General features: G+C 64.8%; 15 protein-coding genes. 6 read left to right on the top strand and 9 right to left on the bottom strand.

All coding sequences use genetic code 11. The features are described 5' to 3' along the window. The first annotated feature begins 113 nt into the window (after window positions 1–113). Entirely contained in the window at window positions 114–1,016 is a 903-nt protein-coding gene (locus tag LB565_RS03350) for a LysR family transcriptional regulator (protein WP_224581748.1), read from the top strand. A gap of 39 nt (window positions 1,017–1,055) precedes the next feature. Here LB565_RS03350 and LB565_RS03345 read toward each other — a convergent pair whose 3' ends face one another. Together LB565_RS03345 and LB565_RS03340 are read right to left on the bottom strand one after the other, a co-directional pair. Beyond that, complete coding sequence (locus tag LB565_RS03345; RefSeq protein WP_224581747.1) at window positions 1,056–2,309, bottom strand: MDR family MFS transporter; 1,254 nt, start codon at window positions 2,307–2,309, stop codon at window positions 1,056–1,058. A gap of 115 nt (window positions 2,310–2,424) precedes the next feature. Continuing rightward, entirely contained in the window at window positions 2,425–3,081 is a 657-nt protein-coding gene (locus LB565_RS03340; RefSeq protein ID WP_224581746.1) for an O-methyltransferase, read from the bottom strand. An 80-nt stretch (window positions 3,082–3,161) separates the two neighbouring features. Between LB565_RS03340 and LB565_RS03335 the strand changes: the two genes are divergently transcribed. Further along, window positions 3,162–3,797, top strand: coding sequence for a TetR family transcriptional regulator (locus LB565_RS03335; RefSeq protein WP_224581745.1), 636 nt, complete (start codon window positions 3,162–3,164; stop codon window positions 3,795–3,797). A gap of 7 nt (window positions 3,798–3,804) precedes the next feature. Here LB565_RS03335 and LB565_RS03330 read toward each other — a convergent pair whose 3' ends face one another. Next, window positions 3,805–7,290 carry a PAS-domain containing protein gene (locus LB565_RS03330; RefSeq protein ID WP_224581744.1) on the bottom strand — a complete coding sequence of 1,162 codons (3,486 nt, stop codon included), beginning with the start codon at window positions 7,288–7,290 and terminating at the stop codon, window positions 3,805–3,807. Window positions 7,291–7,597: 307 nt separating this feature from the next. On the opposite strand from LB565_RS03330, the gene mscL reads away from it, so the two are divergent. Both mscL and LB565_RS03320 read left to right on the top strand, forming a co-directional pair. Beyond that, complete coding sequence (gene mscL, locus LB565_RS03325) at window positions 7,598–8,020, top strand: large conductance mechanosensitive channel protein MscL (RefSeq protein WP_224581743.1); 423 nt, start codon at window positions 7,598–7,600, stop codon at window positions 8,018–8,020. A 103-nt stretch (window positions 8,021–8,123) separates the two neighbouring features. Next, entirely contained in the window at window positions 8,124–9,290 is a 1,167-nt protein-coding gene (locus LB565_RS03320) for a pyridoxal phosphate-dependent aminotransferase (RefSeq protein ID WP_224581742.1), read from the top strand. A gap of 11 nt (window positions 9,291–9,301) precedes the next feature. Here LB565_RS03320 and hemA read toward each other — a convergent pair whose 3' ends face one another. Further along, complete coding sequence (hemA, locus tag LB565_RS03315) at window positions 9,302–10,579, bottom strand: 5-aminolevulinate synthase (RefSeq protein ID WP_224581741.1); 1,278 nt, start codon at window positions 10,577–10,579, stop codon at window positions 9,302–9,304. Between the two features lie 334 nt (window positions 10,580–10,913). Between hemA and galE the strand changes: the two genes are divergently transcribed. Then, complete coding sequence (galE, locus tag LB565_RS03310) at window positions 10,914–11,909, top strand: UDP-glucose 4-epimerase GalE (protein WP_224581740.1); 996 nt, start codon at window positions 10,914–10,916, stop codon at window positions 11,907–11,909. Between the two features lie 96 nt (window positions 11,910–12,005). Next, window positions 12,006–13,262 (top strand): D-amino acid dehydrogenase, encoded by a 1,257-nt coding sequence (locus tag LB565_RS03305; RefSeq protein WP_224581739.1) that lies wholly within the window; start codon window positions 12,006–12,008, stop codon window positions 13,260–13,262. Window positions 13,263–13,297: 35 nt separating this feature from the next. Here LB565_RS03305 and LB565_RS03300 read toward each other — a convergent pair whose 3' ends face one another. From LB565_RS03300 to LB565_RS03280, 5 genes are read right to left on the bottom strand one after another with little or no spacing between them, the layout of a single operon-like run. Then, window positions 13,298–14,656, bottom strand: a complete 1,359-nt coding sequence (locus LB565_RS03300) for an FGGY-family carbohydrate kinase (protein ID WP_224581738.1) — start codon at window positions 14,654–14,656, stop codon at window positions 13,298–13,300. Next, window positions 14,653–14,967, bottom strand: coding sequence for an L-rhamnose mutarotase (rhaM, locus tag LB565_RS03295; protein WP_224581737.1), 315 nt, complete (start codon window positions 14,965–14,967; stop codon window positions 14,653–14,655). Before rhaM ends, LB565_RS03300 begins: the two co-directional genes overlap by 4 nt. Then, entirely contained in the window at window positions 14,967–15,968 is a 1,002-nt protein-coding gene (locus LB565_RS03290) for an ABC transporter permease (RefSeq protein ID WP_224581736.1), read from the bottom strand. Before LB565_RS03290 ends, rhaM begins: the two co-directional genes overlap by 1 nt. Further along, window positions 15,965–16,942 carry an ABC transporter permease gene (locus LB565_RS03285; RefSeq protein WP_224581735.1) on the bottom strand — a complete coding sequence of 326 codons (978 nt, stop codon included), beginning with the start codon at window positions 16,940–16,942 and terminating at the stop codon, window positions 15,965–15,967. The genes LB565_RS03290 and LB565_RS03285 overlap by 4 nt, the downstream gene beginning before the upstream one ends. Beyond that, a complete protein-coding gene (locus tag LB565_RS03280; protein ID WP_224581734.1) occupies window positions 16,939–18,498 on the bottom strand; it encodes a sugar ABC transporter ATP-binding protein in 1,560 nt (519 codons plus the stop codon). The genes LB565_RS03285 and LB565_RS03280 overlap by 4 nt, the downstream gene beginning before the upstream one ends. Window positions 18,499–18,519: the final 21 nt, after the last annotated feature.

Below are 18,519 nucleotides of genomic sequence, written 5' to 3'. Positions count from 1 at the left end.
GCGCAACCGGATGGCCGTTCGCCGCTGCGCGCTCAACCCAAGTTAGCGGAGGCTTGATCATTTTAAAATTGCATGGTTGGATATTTCAGTGACAACAAAATGAGATAGATGATATGACGCTGGACATAGATGCGGTGAAAGCCTTCCTCACCGTCGCCGACTTGCGCAGCTTCACGCGCGCCGCCGAAGCCCTCGGCAGCACGCAAGGCGCGATCAGCGTCAAGCTGAAGCGGCTGGAGGATCGGATCGGCGAAAAACTGATCGAGCGAACGCCGAGGCTGGTGCGGCTGTCGGCGCGCGGCACTGTGTTCCTCGAGCCCGCGCGCGAGCTGCTTGCCGCGCATGACCGCGCGGTCGCCAGCCTCACCGCCGTCCGCCGCCATTTCCGGCTAGGGATCGCCACCCATGTCGGCGGCGCCGAAGTGCCGACCCTGCTGGCGCGGCTCAATGCGCATGATCCGGCTTTGACCATCGAGGTGCAGCTCGACGACACGCGCGACCTGCTAGCCGCCTTCGATCGCGGCGAGCTCGACGCCGCGATTGTGCGTCGCGACGATGACCGCCGCGACGGCGAGGTGCTGGCGCCGGAGCAATTCGGCTGGTACGCGACGCCGGATTTCGTCTACCGCGCCGGCGAGCCGCTGCGGCTGGCCGCCTCCTCACCATCCTGCAGCATCCGCGACATCGTCACCGGTGCGCTCGACGCGGTCGGCATCCCGTGGACGCAGGTTTTCCTGGGCTGCGGCTCCTTCGCGGTTGCGGAAGCCGTTTCGGCCGGCCTTGCCACGGCGGTCTTCTCCTGTCGGCTCGCCCCGCCGGGCACGATCGAGGTCAGCCGCAAATTCGGCTTGCCGCCGCTGCCGGCGACCGAAATCCTGCTGCTTTCCACGCTCTCCGATCCGCAATCGCGCGAGGCGCTGCGCGCCCTTGCCATGGCATTTCGCGAGCACCGTCCTGCGTCCAATGGCGCGAGGCCTCGGTTCCGCAATTCGCAAATGGCCGACAGCTCCATCTGAAGCTGCCGGCCGATGTGGTCTTGGCGCAGTGCTGAAGGCTCAGCGATAGTTTTCGACGGCCGAGCCCGGCATCGCATCGTCGTCGGCGGTATCCGCGGAGCTTCGCGCCCGCCCGATCGCGGCGCCGAGGCCCAGCGAAGCGACCGCCACCAGCGGAATGCCGACGACCCAGGGCAGGCGCGGCGTGAGCGCATAGAGCGCCGTGCCGATCGACGGTCCGAGCGAGTCCTTGAGGTCGACCGCCACAGACGAGGCGGCCATATAGGAAGCGCGTCGCGGCGATGGCGCGAGCGCGTTGACGGCGGTCGGCACGAGCGGCCCGACCAGCATCTGTCCCACCGAGCAGAGGCTGACTGCGACGACCAGCGAAAGTATCGCCGGCGAGGTCGCCAGCAGGGCAAAGGCGGCGATAGTCGAGATGCCGGCACCGGCTGCCAGCCAAAGTGCCGATCGCGTCTCGGCAAAGCGGCTGACCAGCATCTGCAAACCGACCGTCAGGGCGGCCGCATAGGCAAACAGCGCGCCGACACCGGACGGGGTGAGCGTGCCGGCATCCTGCGCATAGAGCGGGATGACCGCTTCAATCCAGTTGCCGGAAATCTCGAACAGCACGACCCAGGCGAGCAGCTTTGCCAGGCGGCCGTCGCGGAAGGCCGGCAGCAGCGCGGACAGGCCTTCCTCTTCCTCCGTTTCCTCATGGTCGGCTGCGGCATGGCCGCGCGTCTCGGCGAATGCGGCAAGCATGACGACGCCGCCGAACAGCAGCATACCGCCGCCGGCCAAGAACACGCTGCCACGCGAAACGAGCGCCAGCAGCGCGCCGCAGGCCGGGCCGAGGATCTGCCCGGCGCTCGAGCTCACCCTTGCCATGCCGAACCAGCGCGGATGCGCTGAGGGCTCCGTCACATCGGCGATTGCCGCGAGGATCGTCGGATGCAGCACCGACTCGCACATGCCGGTCAACAGCAGGACGATCGCAGTGGCGGCGACGCCGTGGACGAAGAACAGCGCGACGAAGCCGCAGCCGACGCCGAGCGACGACAGGACCAGCACCGGCCGCCGGCCGACCCGGTCGGCGATGCCGCCGATCAGCGGCGCGGCGATCAATTCGCCGCCGGCATAGCAGGCAAACAAAAGGCCGATCGCGCCGATCGGGATATTCGCCTCGCTGCTTGCCCAGAGCGGAAAGAAAGGCACCAGCGCGCCGTCGGCGAAACCGGCGCAGAAGAACAGGAAGAGGCCGAGTAGCGCCGGGCGGGGCAGGCCGTGCCAAGACGATGGGAGGAGGGTCATGATGTCACCTACGCGTCAAAGGCCCGAAGGCCGGGGCCCGAAGGCCGGGATTGCGCGTTGGTTGACGTAAACGCCTACGGCTGCCTCAGAAGCAGCATGGAGTAGTTTCGAGGCCTTAGCCGAGCCGCATCGACAGCTCCACGTCGTCGCCGAACGGCGTCGACATATAACCGCCGGCCGGCCCGCGCACCCGCTCCAGATATTCGGGCGAGAAGTCGGCATTGTCGGCAATGACCAGCGCGCCTGGCCTGAGCCGGCTCTCGACCAGGTTCAATATCTCCGGATAGAGCGCCTTGGCGCCGTCGAGCAGCAGCAGGTCTATCCGGTCAGGCAGGTCGGTGCTGAGCGTTTCCAGCGCGTCGCCCTCGCGGATCTCGACCAGATCGATGAGGCCGCCTTCCGTCAGGTTGGATTTGGCCCGCACCACCTTGGACGGCTCGAATTCCGTCGTGATCAGGCGGCCGCCGCCATTGTCGCGCAGCGCCGCGGCGAGATAGAGCGTCGAGATGCCGAACGAGGTGCCGAATTCGACGATGATGCGCGCGCCGGTGCTGCGCGCCAGCATGTAGAGCAGCGTGCCCGTCTCCGGCGAGACGGCGAGCCAAAGGTCCTTCATGCTGCCGTAGAACTGGCGATACTCGGTCTTGCTGTGAAGCAGGCGCGTCCGTTCTTCGCGCGAGTACCGTGCGATCGCCGAACTGGTCGACGCGTCGGCTTCCTTGAACAGGCGGGCGAGCAGCGGGGCCAAAGGGGTTGCGGTCAAGGTGGTCATGGCTGTCTCCGGGGTTCTTGTGTTGCTTCAAAAATACGAATAATCCTTCAGGTTTCCAATTCGCATTCCCGAGCGTCGCGATGATCCAACGCCCAAGTCCTTCAATTTCCACCCGAAAACAGCCAAAGCAGGCGCGCGCCACGGAGCTGGTCGCGGCGATTTTAGCGGCGGCTGCTCAGGTTTTGGCTGCTGAAGGCGCGCAGCGTTTCACCACCACGCGCGTCGCCGAAAGGGCGGGCGTCAGCGTCGGTTCGCTCTACCAGTATTTCCCGAACAAGGCGGCGCTGCTGTTCAGGCTGCAGAGCGACGAATGGCGCCAGACGACAGAGCTGTTGTGCGGCATTCTCGAAAACACCGGGCTATCACCGCTCGAGCGGATAAGAACGCTGGTCCACGCCTTCATCCGCTCCGAATGCGAGGAGGCGGCGGTGCGCGGCGCACTGAACGACGCAGCGCCGCTCTATCGGGATGCGCCGGAGGCGCAGGAGGCAAGGGCGACGGCGAACCGGACCGTCGAAGCCTTCATGCGCGAGACGCTTCCCGACGCGCCGGGTTCCGGCCGCGCTCTGGCCGGCGAACTGATCATAAAGACGCTGAGTACCGTGGGAGCGGATTTCTCGGAAAAGGAGCGGACGTCCGGCGAGATCGAAGCCTATTCCGATGCGCTCGCCGACATGTTTTGTGCCTATCTCAAAAGCCTCGGCTATAGCGGCTGAGCTTGGGTCACTCCGCCGCCGGCGCCAGTGGCCTGACGCGCCCCATCATCGAGCGCAGCACGGCCGGCTTCAGCGGTTTGTTGATCACCGGAATGTCGAGCCGGCCGGCAGCCGCGCGCACCTCGCTGGAGCGGTCGGCGGTGACCAGCACGCAGGCGAGGTCCTGCCCATAGGCGGCGCGCAGCGTGGCGATCGCATCGAGCCCGGTGCCGCCGTCGAGATGGTAATCTGCCAGCACGAGGTCCGGCTTCGGCGCGCCGGGTTTCAGGAGATCGCCTGATCCCGAAGCCGTCTCGACATGGCATCCCCAGCCTTCGAGCAGCAGCCGCATGCCGTCGAGAATGCGCGCGTCATTGTCGATGCACAGCACATTGAGCCCGGCAAGCGTCGAGGCGGAGCGGGACGGCACCTTGCCGGCCTCGCGCGGCGGCGCGGCGACCGCTGCGACCGGCAGGATGACGGAAAAGCGCGTGCCCTTGCCGGGATTGGAGTAGATGCGGATTTCGAGCCGCAGCACCCTGGCGATGCGGTCGACGATTGAAAGGCCAAGGCCGAGCCCCTCGGCCTCGCGTACGCCCTCGTCGAGGCGTGTGAACTCATGGAAGACGGTGCTGAGCTTGTCGCCGGCAATGCCGATGCCGGTGTCGATCACCTGGATCTCCGCCAGTTCGCCGCGCCGCCGCACGCCGACCAGGATGCGGCCGTGGCGCGTGTATTTGATGGCGTTGGAAACGAGGTTCTGGATCAACCGGCGCAACAGGTTCCGGTCGGTCATGACGCCGAGCGACGACGGCACGATCTTCAGGTGAAGCTTCTTTTCGGCGGCCAGCGGGCGAAAATCGTTGCCGATCTGACCGAGCAGTCCGCCCAGGTTGAAAGCGGTATTGTCCGGCTTCATGGCGCCGGCATCGAGCCGCGAGATGTCGAGCACCGCGCCGAGGATGGTCTCGACCGATTCCAGCGAGGACTCGATGTTCATCGCGGGCTTGCCGGCCGGTCCCTTGCCTGCCTTCTCGATCAGCGACGAGCAATAGAGCCGGGCGGCGTTCAGCGGCTGCAGGATGTCGTGGCCGGCGGCGGCGAGGAAGCGCGTTTTGCCGAGGTTTGCCTCCTCGGCCAGCATCTGCGCCTGCGCCAGTTCCTCGTTGACGCGGGTGAGCTCGACGGTGCGGGTCTTGACCCGCTGCTCCAGCGATTCATTGGCCCGCTTCAGCGCCAGGTCCTGTTCGACGCGGCCTGAAATGTCGGCATAGGTTGCGACGATGCCGCCGTCGGGCATCGGGTTGGAGCGCAGCTCCAGGATGCGGCCGCTGGTCTTCAGCTCCATCTGCCATGGGCCGGCGAAACTGGTCAGCCGGTTGAGCATCGTCACGCGCTGGTCGGCGGGAATATCGCCGCGCTCGGCGAGATGGCGGAGGATCCGGTCGAGCGAGACGCCGACCTGGCCCATCTCGTCCGGCAGGTCGAACAGCAGCCGGTATTGCCGGTTCCAGCAGATCAGCCGGAAATCGCGATCGAAGACGGTGATGCCTTGCTCCATCTGGTCGAGCGCGATCTGCAGCAGGTCGCGATTGTGCTGCAGCGCCTCGGTGGCGTCGTCGAGCAGCTTGAAGGCATCCTTGGAGTCGCGATCATTGCGGCGGAAGAGCAGCGACAGGATCAGCCGCGCCGAGGACGAGCCGACGGCGCTCGCCAGCAATTGCTCAGAGAAGCGGATGACATCCATGCTGGCCTGTTCGGTGCCGTGCAGGGAGACTTTCGCGTCCCTCTCGAAGGACTGGAACGAGCGCTCCGTGCGCTCGACGCCGAGATAGCGTGAGATCGTGTCCTTCAGGTCATTGACGGTGACGGCGGTGCGGAAGCGTCGGAGGCTGGGCATCGGGCCGGCCTCGCGCGGCACGAAGAGCGCCGCCTGGATGCGCTCCAGCGGCACGGATGCGCGCGAGAGGGAGCCCAGGACGAAAAACAGCGCATTGACCGAGAGGCTCCACAGCACGCCGTGATTCAGCGGCTCGCCGACGGTGCCGAACAGCGCCTGCGGCCTCAGCGCCTCGAAGCCGAACAGGCCATGGACGACGATATCGGTAGAGGGGCCGACGAGTGAAGGGAGGAGCAGCGTGTAACCCCAGACGGCGATGCCGGCGACCATGCCGAGGGCTGCGCCCCGGCCGTTGGCGCGGCGCCAGATCAGCCCGCCGATCAGTGCCGGCGCGAATTGGGCAATCGCGGCAAACGACATCAGGCCGATCGAGGACAGCCGCGCGCTATTGGTGCTCTCGCGATAATAGAGGAAGGCGATGAACAGCATGATGAAGATCGAGGCGCGGCGCACGTTGAGGATCAGCGTCGACCAGTCTTCGTTCTCAGAGGAGCTCGTCTTGATCACGCGACGCACGAACAGCGGGATGACGAGATCGTTGGAGATCATGATCGACAGCGCGACGCTCTCGACGATCACCATGGCGGTCGCCGCCGACAGGCCGCCGACGAAGGCGGCCATCGCCAGCAGGTCGTGCCCGCTGAGCAGCGGCAGCGACAAAACATAGAGGTCGCTGCTGGTCTTGCCGCCGATCAGCGACAGGCCGGCAAAGGCGATCGGCAGCACGAAGAGATTGATCGCCACGAGGTAGAGCGGGAACAACCAGGTCGCCGTGCGCAGCTCCGCCTCGCTGCGGTTCTCGACGATGGTGACGTAGAACTGCCGCGGCAGCATCAGCACGGCAAAGCCGCTGAGACCGGTCAGCACCAGCCAGGTGGCCAGCGAGGTACTGTAGCTCATCGCCTGGCGCACCTGGCCGTTTCCGGCGAGCTTGGCGAACATGTCGCCGGGACCGCCGAAGATCAGGAACATCACCATAAGGCCGATGGCGAGGAAGGCGGCGAGCTTGACCACGGTTTCGACCGCCACCGCCAGAACCAGCCCATCCTGATGTTCCGTGGCGTCGGCATGGCGTGTGCCGAACAGCACCGCGAACAGCGCCAGCAACATCGCCACCACCAGCGAGATATCGCTGACGAACGGATCGAAGGAAGGCGGCGAGCCGGTATAGTGCTCGACCATCAGGCTGACGGAGCCCGAGATCGCCTTGAGCTGCAGCGCGATATAGGGCACCGCGCCGATGGTGGCGATCAGCGTCGCGATCGCCGCGACGGTGAAGCTCTTGCCGTAGCGGGCGCCGAGGAAGTCCGCGATCGAGGTGATCTTCTCGCTTTTTGCCAGCCGGATCATGCGGTTGAGCAGCGGGAAGCCGAACACAAAGACCAGCACCGGGCCGGTATAGATGCCGAGGAATTCGAGGCCGCGCTCAGAGGACAGCCCGACCGAACCGAAGAAGGTCCAGGAGGTGCAGTAGATGGCGAGGCTGAGCGCATAGATGAAGGGCCGTGCCCGTCCGAGCCCGGCTGCCACCGAGCGCCGGTCGCCGACGCTGGCGATGGCGAAAAGCAGCGTCACATAGGCGATCGCGATAATGACGACGAACCAGCCTTGCACGGTCCGCACTTCCTCCTAGAGCATGATGCCGAAAAGTGGGAAGCGGTTTTCGGGCGACATCATGCTCTATTTCTTGACTAAAACCGGTACCTCATCCGGTTCCTACAACGCAATCACAGCTCCAACCGCGAGTCCACCGCGGCTTTCGGCGCATATGTGCTTGATGATGATGTGCGGAAACACAAACCGGTGCTTTGGCCCTTTTTCCGGTTTTGCAACTGGGGGTTTTTGTTATGGTGGGTCCAGGGCCGGCACCGAAGGACACTGGTGAGGCGGCAGCGCGGCCCGTCACGGCAAGGAGGGTCGAATGCTGAAAGAATTCCAGGAATTCATTTCCAAAGGCAATGTGATGGACTTGGCCGTCGGCGTCATCATCGGCGCCGCCTTCGGCAAGATCGTCACCTCGCTGGTCGACGACATCATCATGCCGATCGTCGGCGCGATTTTCGGCGGATTGGACTTCAACAATTACTTCTTCAGGCTGTCCTCGAACGTCCACTCGACCGCGCTGGCTGATGCCAAGAAAGAGGGCGCCGTTTTCGCCTACGGCTCGTTCATCACCGCCGTGCTTAACTTCCTGATCCTGGCCTTCATCATCTTCCTGATGGTCAAGGCGGTGAACAATCTGCGCAAGCGGCTGGAACGCGAGAAGCCGGCTGCCGCCGCCGCGCCGCCGCCCGCCGACGTGCAGTTGCTGACCGAAATCCGCGACCTGCTCGCCAAGAGATAACGCAGAGCGGGTGCTCTGGACCAAAACCCCGGCCCCCTGCGGCCGGGGTTTTCCGTTTTGCGATCTGGTAAGAGCGCTGACGAGACGAATACGGATTTTGCCCATGACCCTTGTCGAGACCTTGCGCGCGGAAGCCCGCGCTGCGCCCGAAAGCGGCATCGTCGCCGTCATCAATCATGGCCGTCTGCGCGAAGGCCTGATCCCGCTCTGGGCCGGCGAGGGCGACCTGCCGACGCCTTCCTTCATCAGCGATGCCGCCGCGAAGGGACTGGCCGACGGCGAGACGTTCTACACCTGGCAGAAGGGCATTCCCGCGCTCAGGCAGGCGCTCGCCCGCTACTACGCCAGGCATTTCGGCAAGACCTTCGCCGAGGAAGAGTTCATCGTCACCGGATCCGGCATGCATGCCATCCAATTGGCCATCGACGCGATCGCCGGCAGCGGTGACGAGGTGATCTACCTCTCGCCCGCCTGGCCGAATTTCGCCGCGGCCGCCGGTGTGGCGGGCGCCGTGCCGGTGCCGGTTATCCTCGACCAGTCCGGCAATGGCTGGTCCTGCGACGTCGACAAGATCACAGCGGCGATCACGCCGCGCACGAAGCTTCTGTTCATCAACACGCCGTCCAACCCGACCGGCTGGACCGCCGATAGGGAGACGCTCCAGGCGATCCTCGATCTCGCCCGCCAGAAGGGCCTGTGGATCATTGCCGACGAGATCTATTCGCTGTTCCACTACGGCCATGGCCGCGCGCCGTCCTTCCTCGACATCGCCACGCCCGAGGACCGTATCCTGTTCGTCAACAGCTTCTCCAAGAACTGGGCGATGACCGGCTGGCGTGTCGGCTGGATCAAGACCCATCCCGCCCTGCAGCAGGTGTTCGAGAACCTGGTCCAGTACTCGACCTCGGGCGTCGCGCAGTTCATGCAGCGCGGCGCGGTCGCCGCCCTCGACGAGGGTGACGGCTTCATCGCCGAACAAGTGGAGCGTGCACGCGCCGCGCGCGACCTCGTCTGCGGCATCCTCGGCGAAACCGGCAAGGCGCGTTTCACCGTGCCGCAGGGCGCCTTCTACCTGTTCTTCAGGGTCGACGGCCTCACCGATGCTCGAAAAGCCGCCTTCGAGATCGTCGACAACGCCAATGTCGGCCTGGCGCCCGGCACCGCCTTCGGTCCCGGCGGCGAAGCCTTCCTCAGACTATGCTTCCACCGCCGCCTCGATCAGCTCGAGGAAGCGGCGCATCGCCTGGCGAGGTGGATGAGGACGGTGTGAGAAAGGCGGCGTCAGCCGCCTGACTTCGGCACCAGCAGCGGAATGATCCGGTCGCTCTTGGCGACGGCGGGACGGCCGGAGCTGGCATAGGGAATGCCCAGCGCATCCCAGGTCTCGACCAGCGCGTCCTGCAATTCGGCGATCAGCGCATCCGAATGGAAGGGCGTGGGCGTGATGCGCAGCCGCTCGGTGCCGCGCGGCACCGTCGGATAGTTGATCGGCTGGATATAGATGCCGTGCACGCCGAGCAGACGGTCGCTGGCCATCTTGCAAAGCTCGGGGTCGCCGACCAGCACCGGCACGATATGGGTGGCCGAGTCCATCACCGGCAGGCCCGCGGCGGCAAGCACCTGCTTGGTGCGTGCTGCCTGGCGCTGCTGCGCGTCGCGCTCGGCCTGCGAGCGCTTCAGATGCCGGATCGAGGTGGTGGCGGCCGCCGCGATCGCCGGCGGCAGCGCGGTGGTGAAGATGAAGCCCGGCGCATAGGAGCGCACCGCGTCGATGACGGCGCTGGTGCCGGCGATGTAGCCGCCCAGCGTGCCGAAGGCCTTGGCCAAAGTGCCCTCGATGATGTCGATGCGGTCGGCAAGGCCTTCGCGTTCGGTGATGCCGCCGCCGCGCGGTCCGTACATGCCGACAGCATGGACCTCGTCGATATAGGTCATGGCGTTGTAGCGTTCGGCGAGCTCGACGATCTGCCTGATCGGCGCGATGTCGCCATCCATCGAATAGACGCTTTCGAAGACGATCAGCTTGGCGCGTTCGCGCCCCGCGGCCTGCAGCAGGCTTTCCAGATGCGCAACGTCGTTGTGGCGGAAAATCTTCTTCTCCGCGCCCGAGCGGCGCACGCCTTCGATCATCGAGGCATGGTTCAGCTCGTCCGAGATGATCAGGCAGTTGGGCAAGAGCCGGGCAATGGTGGAGATCGAGGCCTCGTTGGAGACGAAGCCGGAGGTGAAGACCAGCGCCGCTTCCTTGTCATGCAGGTCGGCCAGTTCCTGCTCGAGCTCGACCAGCGGGTTCGAGGTGCCGGAAATGTTGCGGGTGCCGCCGGCGCCTGATCCCATCTTGCCGGCCGCGTTCTGGAAGGCGGCAATCACGTCCTCGTTCTGGCCCATGCCGAGATAGTCGTTGGAACACCATACGGTGATTTCCTGGGCGCGGCCGTTGGAACGCCAGATGGCGCGCGGGAACTTGCCCACAATGCGCTCCAGGTCGGCGAAAACGCGGTAGCGACGCTCGGCGTGGAGCTGGTCGATCGCATCCTCGAAGAACCGCTGATAGTTCATGTCGACTTCCCAATTTTGGGCCGGATCATAATCACTGCCCCATGCCGCGTCCACCGCGCCCAACCGGTCAAAATGCCACGCCCTTGCCCTGTTCCTAACGATGCCGGATCGTGGCCTATTCCCGGCTGTTTGAGGCAGTTTTGTTTCAATACGATGCCTCGGACGGGAGGAACTGTTACGGAGTTAACATTATAGGGAGGCCAATGCATATCGCCCAGAAGTGCACAGCGGTTTTGGGGGAACGACATGGACTTTTTAATGGGCTTGCGGCGGGGTTTCCAGCACGGTGGCTGTTGAGACAGTTTCCGATAAATCTTGATCAGCGAGGTAGATGATGACGGTTTTGGTGACAGGCGGTGCCGGTTATATCGGCAGCCACATGGTCTGGGAACTGCTGGACGCCGGCGAGAGCGTCGTGGTGCTCGACAGGCTTTCCACCGGCTTCGAATGGGCGGTCGCCCCGGAAGCAAGGCTGGTCGTCGGCGATGTCGCCGATCGCGACCTGGTCGGCCGGATCATCCGAGACAACAAGGTCGACGCCATCATCCACTTCGCCGGCTCGATCGTGGTGCCTGAATCGGTCGCCGACCCGCTTGGCTATTACGAAAACAACACCTGCAAGACCCGCACGTTGATCGAAACGGCGGTGCGCGAGGGCGTGCCGCACTTCATCTTCTCCTCCACCGCCGCCGTCTATGGCGGCGCCGGGCTGGAGCCGGTGCGCGAGGATGCCCGCCTTGCGCCGGAATCGCCCTATGGCCTTTCCAAGCTGATGAGCGAATGGATGCTGCGCGACGCGGCGCTGGCGCATGACATCCGCTACACGGCGCTGCGCTATTTCAACGTCGCCGGCGCCGATCCAAAGGGCCGCACGGGACAATCGACGCCCGGAGCCACGCATCTGATCAAGGTCGCCAGCGAGACCGCGCTCGGCAAGCGTCCCTTCATGCAGGTCTTCGGCACCGACTATTCGACGCCGGACGGCACCTGCATGCGCGATTACATCCATGTCAGCGATCTCGCCGCGGCGCACCGGCTGGCGCTGCAGCGGCTGCGCGATGGCGGCGGGAGTCTCGTCGCCAATTGCGGCTACAGCCACGGCTATTCGGTGCTCGAAGTGATCGACAGCGTGCGCCGCGTCTTCGGCCATGACTTCGATGTGCGCATGGGGGACCGCCGGCCGGGCGACGCCGCCGCCGTGGTGGCCAATTCCGAGCTTGCCCGCAAGGAACTCGGCTGGACGCCGCAGCGTGACGATCTCGACCTGATCGTCAACGACGCGCTGGCCTGGGAACGGATTCTGACGACCAAGAACTCCATCGGAAGCTGACTATTGGGCCAAGGGCTCGTCCGGCGCGTCCGTACACGGTATTGAGACTCATTCAGCGGCGCGCAGAGGCGCGCGCCGCCGCAATGAGGGAACGGCATGAAGGTCTTGGTCCTCGGCGCCGGCGTGGTTGGCACGGCGGCCGCCTATTATCTGGCAAAAGACGGTCACGAGGTGATGGTGATCGAGCGCCACGAAGCGGCGGCGCGCGGCACCAGCCAGTCGAATGCCGGTCTGGTGTCGCCTGGCGACGCCACCGCCTGGGCTTCGCCCGCCGCGCTGAAGACCTTCCTGCGCGCGCTCTGGAACCATGATCTCGGCATCAAGGTCAGGCTGCGCCTCGATCCCTATTTCTATGCCTGGAGCCTGCGCTTCCTGCGCGAATGCACGGTGGCGCGGCTGCGCGCCAACACCGACATCAAGCTGAGATTGGCGCTTCATTCCCGCGACTGCATCAATCAGCTGTCGGAGGAGACCGGCATTCATTACGACGAGCGCAAGAAGGGCATTCTCTACTTCTTCCGCTCGCAAAAGAGCCTCGACACCGGCACCGACAATTACCGCTACCTCGGCGAGCACGGCCTGCCTATCGAGATCGTCGGCCGCGAGCGTCTGGTCGAGCTGGAGCCAGGGCTTGCCGGCGTGAAGGAAAAGATCGCCGGCGGCATCTATTCGCCGATCGATCAGACCGGCGATTCCAAGCAGTTCACCGACAGGCTCGCCGCCTATGCCGCCGAGAAGCTCGGCGTCAAATTCCTGTTCGGCACGACGGTCCAGGGCCTCGACATCGAGGGCGACCGGGTGCGCGCCGTCATGACCTCGGCCGGGCCGGTCACGGGCGACGCCATCGTCATCTCCATGGGGCCGGAAAGCGGCCTGCTCGGCCGCCGCTACGGCATCGACCTGCCGGTCTACCCGGTGAAAGGTTACACCGCGACCATCCCGCTCGAGGACGAGAGCAAGGGGCCGACAATGGGCGGCGCCGACGAGGACCGGCTGATCGGCTATTCGAGGCTCGGCAATCGTCTGCGCATGTCCTCGACGGCCGAATTCACCGGCTTCGACCGCAGCTTCAAGCCGGGTGATTTCAGGACCATCCTGGAAACCGGCAAGGATCTTTTCCCCGGCGCATTCGACGAGAAGAAGGCCGTGCTGTGGGCCGGCTTGCGGCCGATGATGCCCAATTCGGTGCCGGTCATCGGCCAGGCGAAATACCGCAACCTCTATCTCGACACCGGCCACGGCCATGTCGGCTGGACCATGGCCTGTGGCTCGGGGCAGTTCCTGGCTGACGTCGTCGCCGGCAGAAAGCCGCAGATCGATCCCAAAGGATTGCTGTACGGTACAGCGCGCTGAATGGTTTTAATGCTGATCTGTCAGATAGTGATCGGTTACGCCTGAACAGCCAGCTGCCACACCCTTGCATAGTCGCCCCAAGTCGGATCGGCCGGCGGCTCGGTCTGCTCGCCCTTGCTCCTGGCGGCCGCGCCGTCGAACGCCAGCAGCGCGGCGCCGATGCTGGTCCCAGTCGAGGTCTCGGAGGCAACCACCGGCCTCTCCGTCGCTGCCGCCAGCATGCGGATGAAAAGCGGGTTCTGCGCGAATGGTCCCTCGACCGTCGTCGGCCCGTCGCCGCCGATCAGCTCGAGGCAGGTCGCGGTCATCAGCGCCAGATAGAATGAGACGGCGGCGAAGCGCTGGCCGGAGGTTAGGTCGCCAGCATTCGCCCACTGTGCATCGCGATGCGGGAATGGCCCGGAGCCCTGTTGGGTGGATGGCAGCAGCAAGACTTGGCGCGCCAGTATGGCGGTAACATCGGCTTCGCCCCATTCCTGCGGCTGGCCCTCGGTCAGCAGCGAAAACTCGCGTCCGCCCATGAAGCGCGCCGACGGCACCGGATCGCCGAGCGCATTGACATTGACCAGCGTGTCGCGCGCCGGGTCGAGCTCGATCCTGCCGCCGCCCACTGCCATCGACACCACCCATGTGCCGGTCGAAACAACCGAGAAGGGCGGTCGGTCGGACAGCAGATGCGGCAGCAGCGAGGCGTTGGAATCATGCAGTCCGCAGAACACGGGCGTCTGCGGGTCGAGCCCTGTCCGCCGCGCCAGCTCCGGCAGGATCGGGCCAAGCCGGTCCTTTGCCGGCCGTACCGGCGCCATCAGCCGGCGCCAGTCCATCCGGTCGACCAGCGACGAGTAATCGGACGTCCAGGGATTCCAGAGATCGGTGTGGCAGCCGAGCGAGCTCACTTCATTGGCGGCGACGCCGGTCAGCCGCAGCGCCCAATATTGCGGATACATCAGCATCGCGCCGGCCGTGGCGAAGTCCGCCGGGAAACGTTTCTGCTGCCAGAAGAACTGCGCGCCGAGATTGAGCCCGATCGGCAGCCGCGGCGTGCCTGTTTCGCCGAAGGGCGGGCGCACGGCGTCATAGTCGCCCGCAAGCTGGTCGGGGCCGTCGAATTCGTAATCGAGCACAGGCAGCACCAGTTCGCCTGAGCGGTCGACCAGCGCGCCGGTCGCGCCATGCGTGGTGATCGATATCGCATCGATCCGCCTTTCGCGGTTGAGATCGGCAAGGCTGTTCAGGATGAACGTCCACAGCGCCTCGACATCGTGATGCGGGTAGGGCGCCCGCCGCACTGGCGCGTTGGCGATACGGCGCAGCGCGATCTCGCTTCGTGTCGCGAGATCGACCAGCGCCACCTTGGCGTTGGTCTTGCCGATATCGATGACGGCGACGATCATGCCATATGGAACACGGTTTCCAGCGGCACCGCCACCGGCTCGTTGTCGGGTTTGGTCTCCATGAGATCGGCCATATGCGCCCACCAGCGCTGCATCACGGAGTGCTTCGGAAGATCGGCCATGCCGTGGTCATCGCGGCGCCACAGCACCCCGAACAGGATGTCGGTCTCCTCGTCCAGATGGATCGAATAGTCGGAGACGCCGGCCTCTCTCAGCAGCGCGACCAACTCGGGCCAGATCTTGTCATGGCGGCGCTTGTACTCGGCCTTCATGCCGGGATTGAGCTTCATCTTGAAGGCGTATTTCTCCATCAGGCGAAGCGCCCCTCGCGCAGCCGCCGCCAGACGATCGGCAGCGCAATGACGATGATCAGCAGCAGGCCGATGAAGATCGACATGACGATGCCGGGCACATTGAGCAGTCCGAGGCCGAACGTCACCAGCCCCATGATGAAGGCGGCGAGCACGACGCCCGGGATGCTGCCGGCGCCGCCGAGGATCGACACACCTCCAAGCACCACCATGGTGATCGCCTCGAGTTCGTAGCCCTGCGCGATCGACGGCCTTGTCGAGCCGAGCCGCGAGGTAATCAACACCGAGGCGATGCCCGACATCAGCCCGGTCAGGGAGAACAGGATGAACTTGATGCGATCGACACGAACGCCGGAGAACTGGCAGGCGACGGGGTTGTTGCCGATAGCGAAGACGCGGCGGCCGAAGCTCGTGCGGTGCAGCACGAACCAGTAGATGAGCGCGGCGACGAGGAACAGCGCCAGCTCGAACGAGAAGACCCACCAGACATAGCCTTGGCCGAAGAAGGCGAAGCTTTCCGGATAGCCCTTGTAGGCCTGGTCGCCGAGGATGATGAAGGCGATGCCGCGGAACAGGCTCATCGTGCCGATGGTCACGACGATGGAAGGCAGGCCGAGCCGGGTGACGAGCAGCCCGTTGAAGGCGCCGCAGCCGAGCCCGACGGCAATGCCGATCGCCACCAGCACAGGCGTTCCGGCGCCGGCCTGCACGGCCATGCCCATCATCGTCGAGGCTAAAGCAACGATCGCCGCGACAGACAGATCGATCTCGCCCGAGATGATCAGCAGCGCCATGGCTAAAGCGATCAGGCCCTTTTCGGTGAAGTTGAAGGTCAGATCCGACAGCGACCACGGATCGAGGAAATAGGGCGAAGCAAAACTGTTGACCGCGAAGATGAGGACCGCGATGGCGACGAGCAGCGCCTCCCAGGAGAAGATCGCCGAGGAGAGCGGCTTATCCAGCCGGTCGGGGATGTGGCGCGGGGCAGGGGTGTCGGTCATGCCGCTTCCGCCTTTCTCAGGATGATGCGGCCCTGCCGGCGTTCGCCGCGCGCGTTGAGCACGACGGCCAGGATGATGGCGCTGCCCGATATCGCCATCTGCCAGAAGGGCGAGATGTTGATGACCGGCAGTGCGTTGGAGATGATGCCGAGGAACAGCGCGCCCAGCACCGCGCCGCCGACCGAGCCGATACCGCCGGCGATCGAGATGCCGCCGATCACGCAGGCAGCGATGATGTTGAGCTCATAGCCGTTGGCTACCTCGACCGAGGCGATCACGTAGCGCGAGATCCACAGATATCCGGCGAGTCCGCCGATCATGCCGGAAATGCAAAAGACGATGAATTTTGTGCGGCCGACATCGATGCCGGCATAGACCGAGGCGGTCGGATTGACGCCGATGGCGTAGATCGAGCGGCCAATCTGCGTGCGCGTCATCACCAGGAAGAACAGCGCGATCACGATGATCGCGATCCAGGACAGCATTGGCAGGCCGAGGAAGGCGGCGCGCTGAAAATTGATGAAGTCGGGGCTCATCTGGTCGGCATTGACCCAGGCGCCGCCCGAGACGACGAAGGTCGCTCCCCGATAGATGGTAAGCGTTCCAAGCGTAACCACGATCGACGGGATGTTCAGCCGCCACACCAAGAAGCCGTTGATGGCGCCGAGCACCAGCCCGACGAGTAATGCGACGACGATCAGCACCGGGATCGGGATCGCCGGATGCGCGGCGTTGAGCATCGCCACCACCATGCCGGTGAAGCAGAGGTTGGACGCCATCGAGAGATCGATCGAGCGCGTTAGGATCACCGCCATCTGGCCGAGCGCCAGGATCATCAGGATCGAGGTGTCATTGAACACCTGGCGGAGATTGGCGGGGTCGGCGAAGCCGGGAAAGCGTGTCGAGATCAGCCCGATCAATGCCACGATGCCGGCGAGCAGCCAGATCTCGCGATATTTGAGGAAATTCTTCATGCCGCGATTCCCGCTGCCGTCCGAACCAGCGTCTCGGCGTCCAGCCCCTTGTTGTCGTAGGTCGCCGCGATGCGTCCTTCGCGCATGACCACGACGCGGTCGGACATGCCGAGGATTTCGGGCAGTTCCGACGAGACCATGATCACTGACAGGCCTTGCGCGACCAATTCGGCCATGAAGCCATGCACGGCGGCCTTGGAGCCGATGTCGATGCCCTTGGTCGGCTCGTCGAGGATGATCACCTTGGGGGCTGTGGCCAGCCATTTGGCGATGACCACCTTCTGCTGGTTGCCGCCGGAAAGCGTGCCGACATCCTGGCTGAGCGATGAGGCGCGCAGATCGAGACGTTCGGTGTAGGAGCGGGCGAGCGAAAACTCTTCCGCCAGTCTCAGCACGCCGGATTTCGAGGTGCGCTTCAGCGACGGCAGCGACACGTTCTGGAAGATGGGCAGGCCGATCACCACGCCCTGCTTGCCGCGCTCTTCCGGCACATAGACGATGCCGGCCTCGATCGAATCCGCCGCCGATTTCGGCGCGATCGTCTTGCCGTCCAGCGAAATCGCGCCTCGGCTGGTGCGGGTGATGCCGGCAATCGCCTGCATCACCTCGCTGCGCCCGGCGCCGACCAGTCCGTAGAAGCCGAGGATCTCGCCCTTGCGCAATTCGAAGCCGATGTCGTCGAACTCGGTCGGATGCGACAGGCCGGAGACGGAAAGCACCTGCGCGCCGATCTTCGGCTCGCGCTGCGGAAAGATATGGTCGACGTTGCGGCCGACCATCATGCGCACGATCTCGTTCTGGCCGGTGCCCTTGAGCAGGCCTTCGCCGACCATCTCGCCGTCGCGGAAGACGGTGTAGCGGTCGGCGATGCGGTAGATTTCGTCGAACTTGTGGCTGATGAAGAGCACCGCCTTGCCTTCGCTCTTAAGGAATTCGATCAGCAGGAAAAGCTCCTCGATCTCCTTCATCGACAGGGCTGCGGTCGGCTCGTCCATGATGACGATGCGCGCGTCGATCGACATGGCGCGGGCAACGGCTACAAGATGCTTGTTGGCGATGCCGAGGTCCTTCAGCCGCGTGTCGGCATCGATATGGCCGGCGCGCATCGTCTCCAGCACCTCGCGCGCATTCTTGCGCATGGTGCGCCAATCGATGGTGCCTAAGCGGGTGCGCGGCGCATGGCCGAGGAAGATGTTTTCGGCGACCGACAGATCGTCGAACAGCACCGTCTCCTGATGGATGGCGGTGATGCCGTGGCCGAAGGCGGCATGCGCGCTGGGCAGCGTCGTGGCCTGGCCATCGATGCTGATCTCGCCTGAATCGGGCTGGTAGATGCCGGTCATGACCTTGACCAGCGTCGACTTGCCGGCGCCGTTCTCCCCGATCAGCGCCGTCACCTGTCCGGGATAGAGCGATAGGCTGACATTGTGCAGCGCGCGCACGCCCGGAAAACTTTTCGAGATGCCGGAGAGTGTCAGGCGAGGAGCGGCGCTTTGGAACGGACCTGAAGGCTCGGGCCGCTCCGTCTCCGCTTTGCGCTGGGCTGTCGTGTCCATATCCGTATCAGGCCCTGAGAA

It is taken from the genome of Mesorhizobium sp. CA14, assembly GCF_020165195.1.
GTDB lineage: Bacteria > Pseudomonadota > Alphaproteobacteria > Rhizobiales > Rhizobiaceae > Mesorhizobium.
This window is presented reverse-complemented; position numbering and strand designations above follow the sequence as displayed.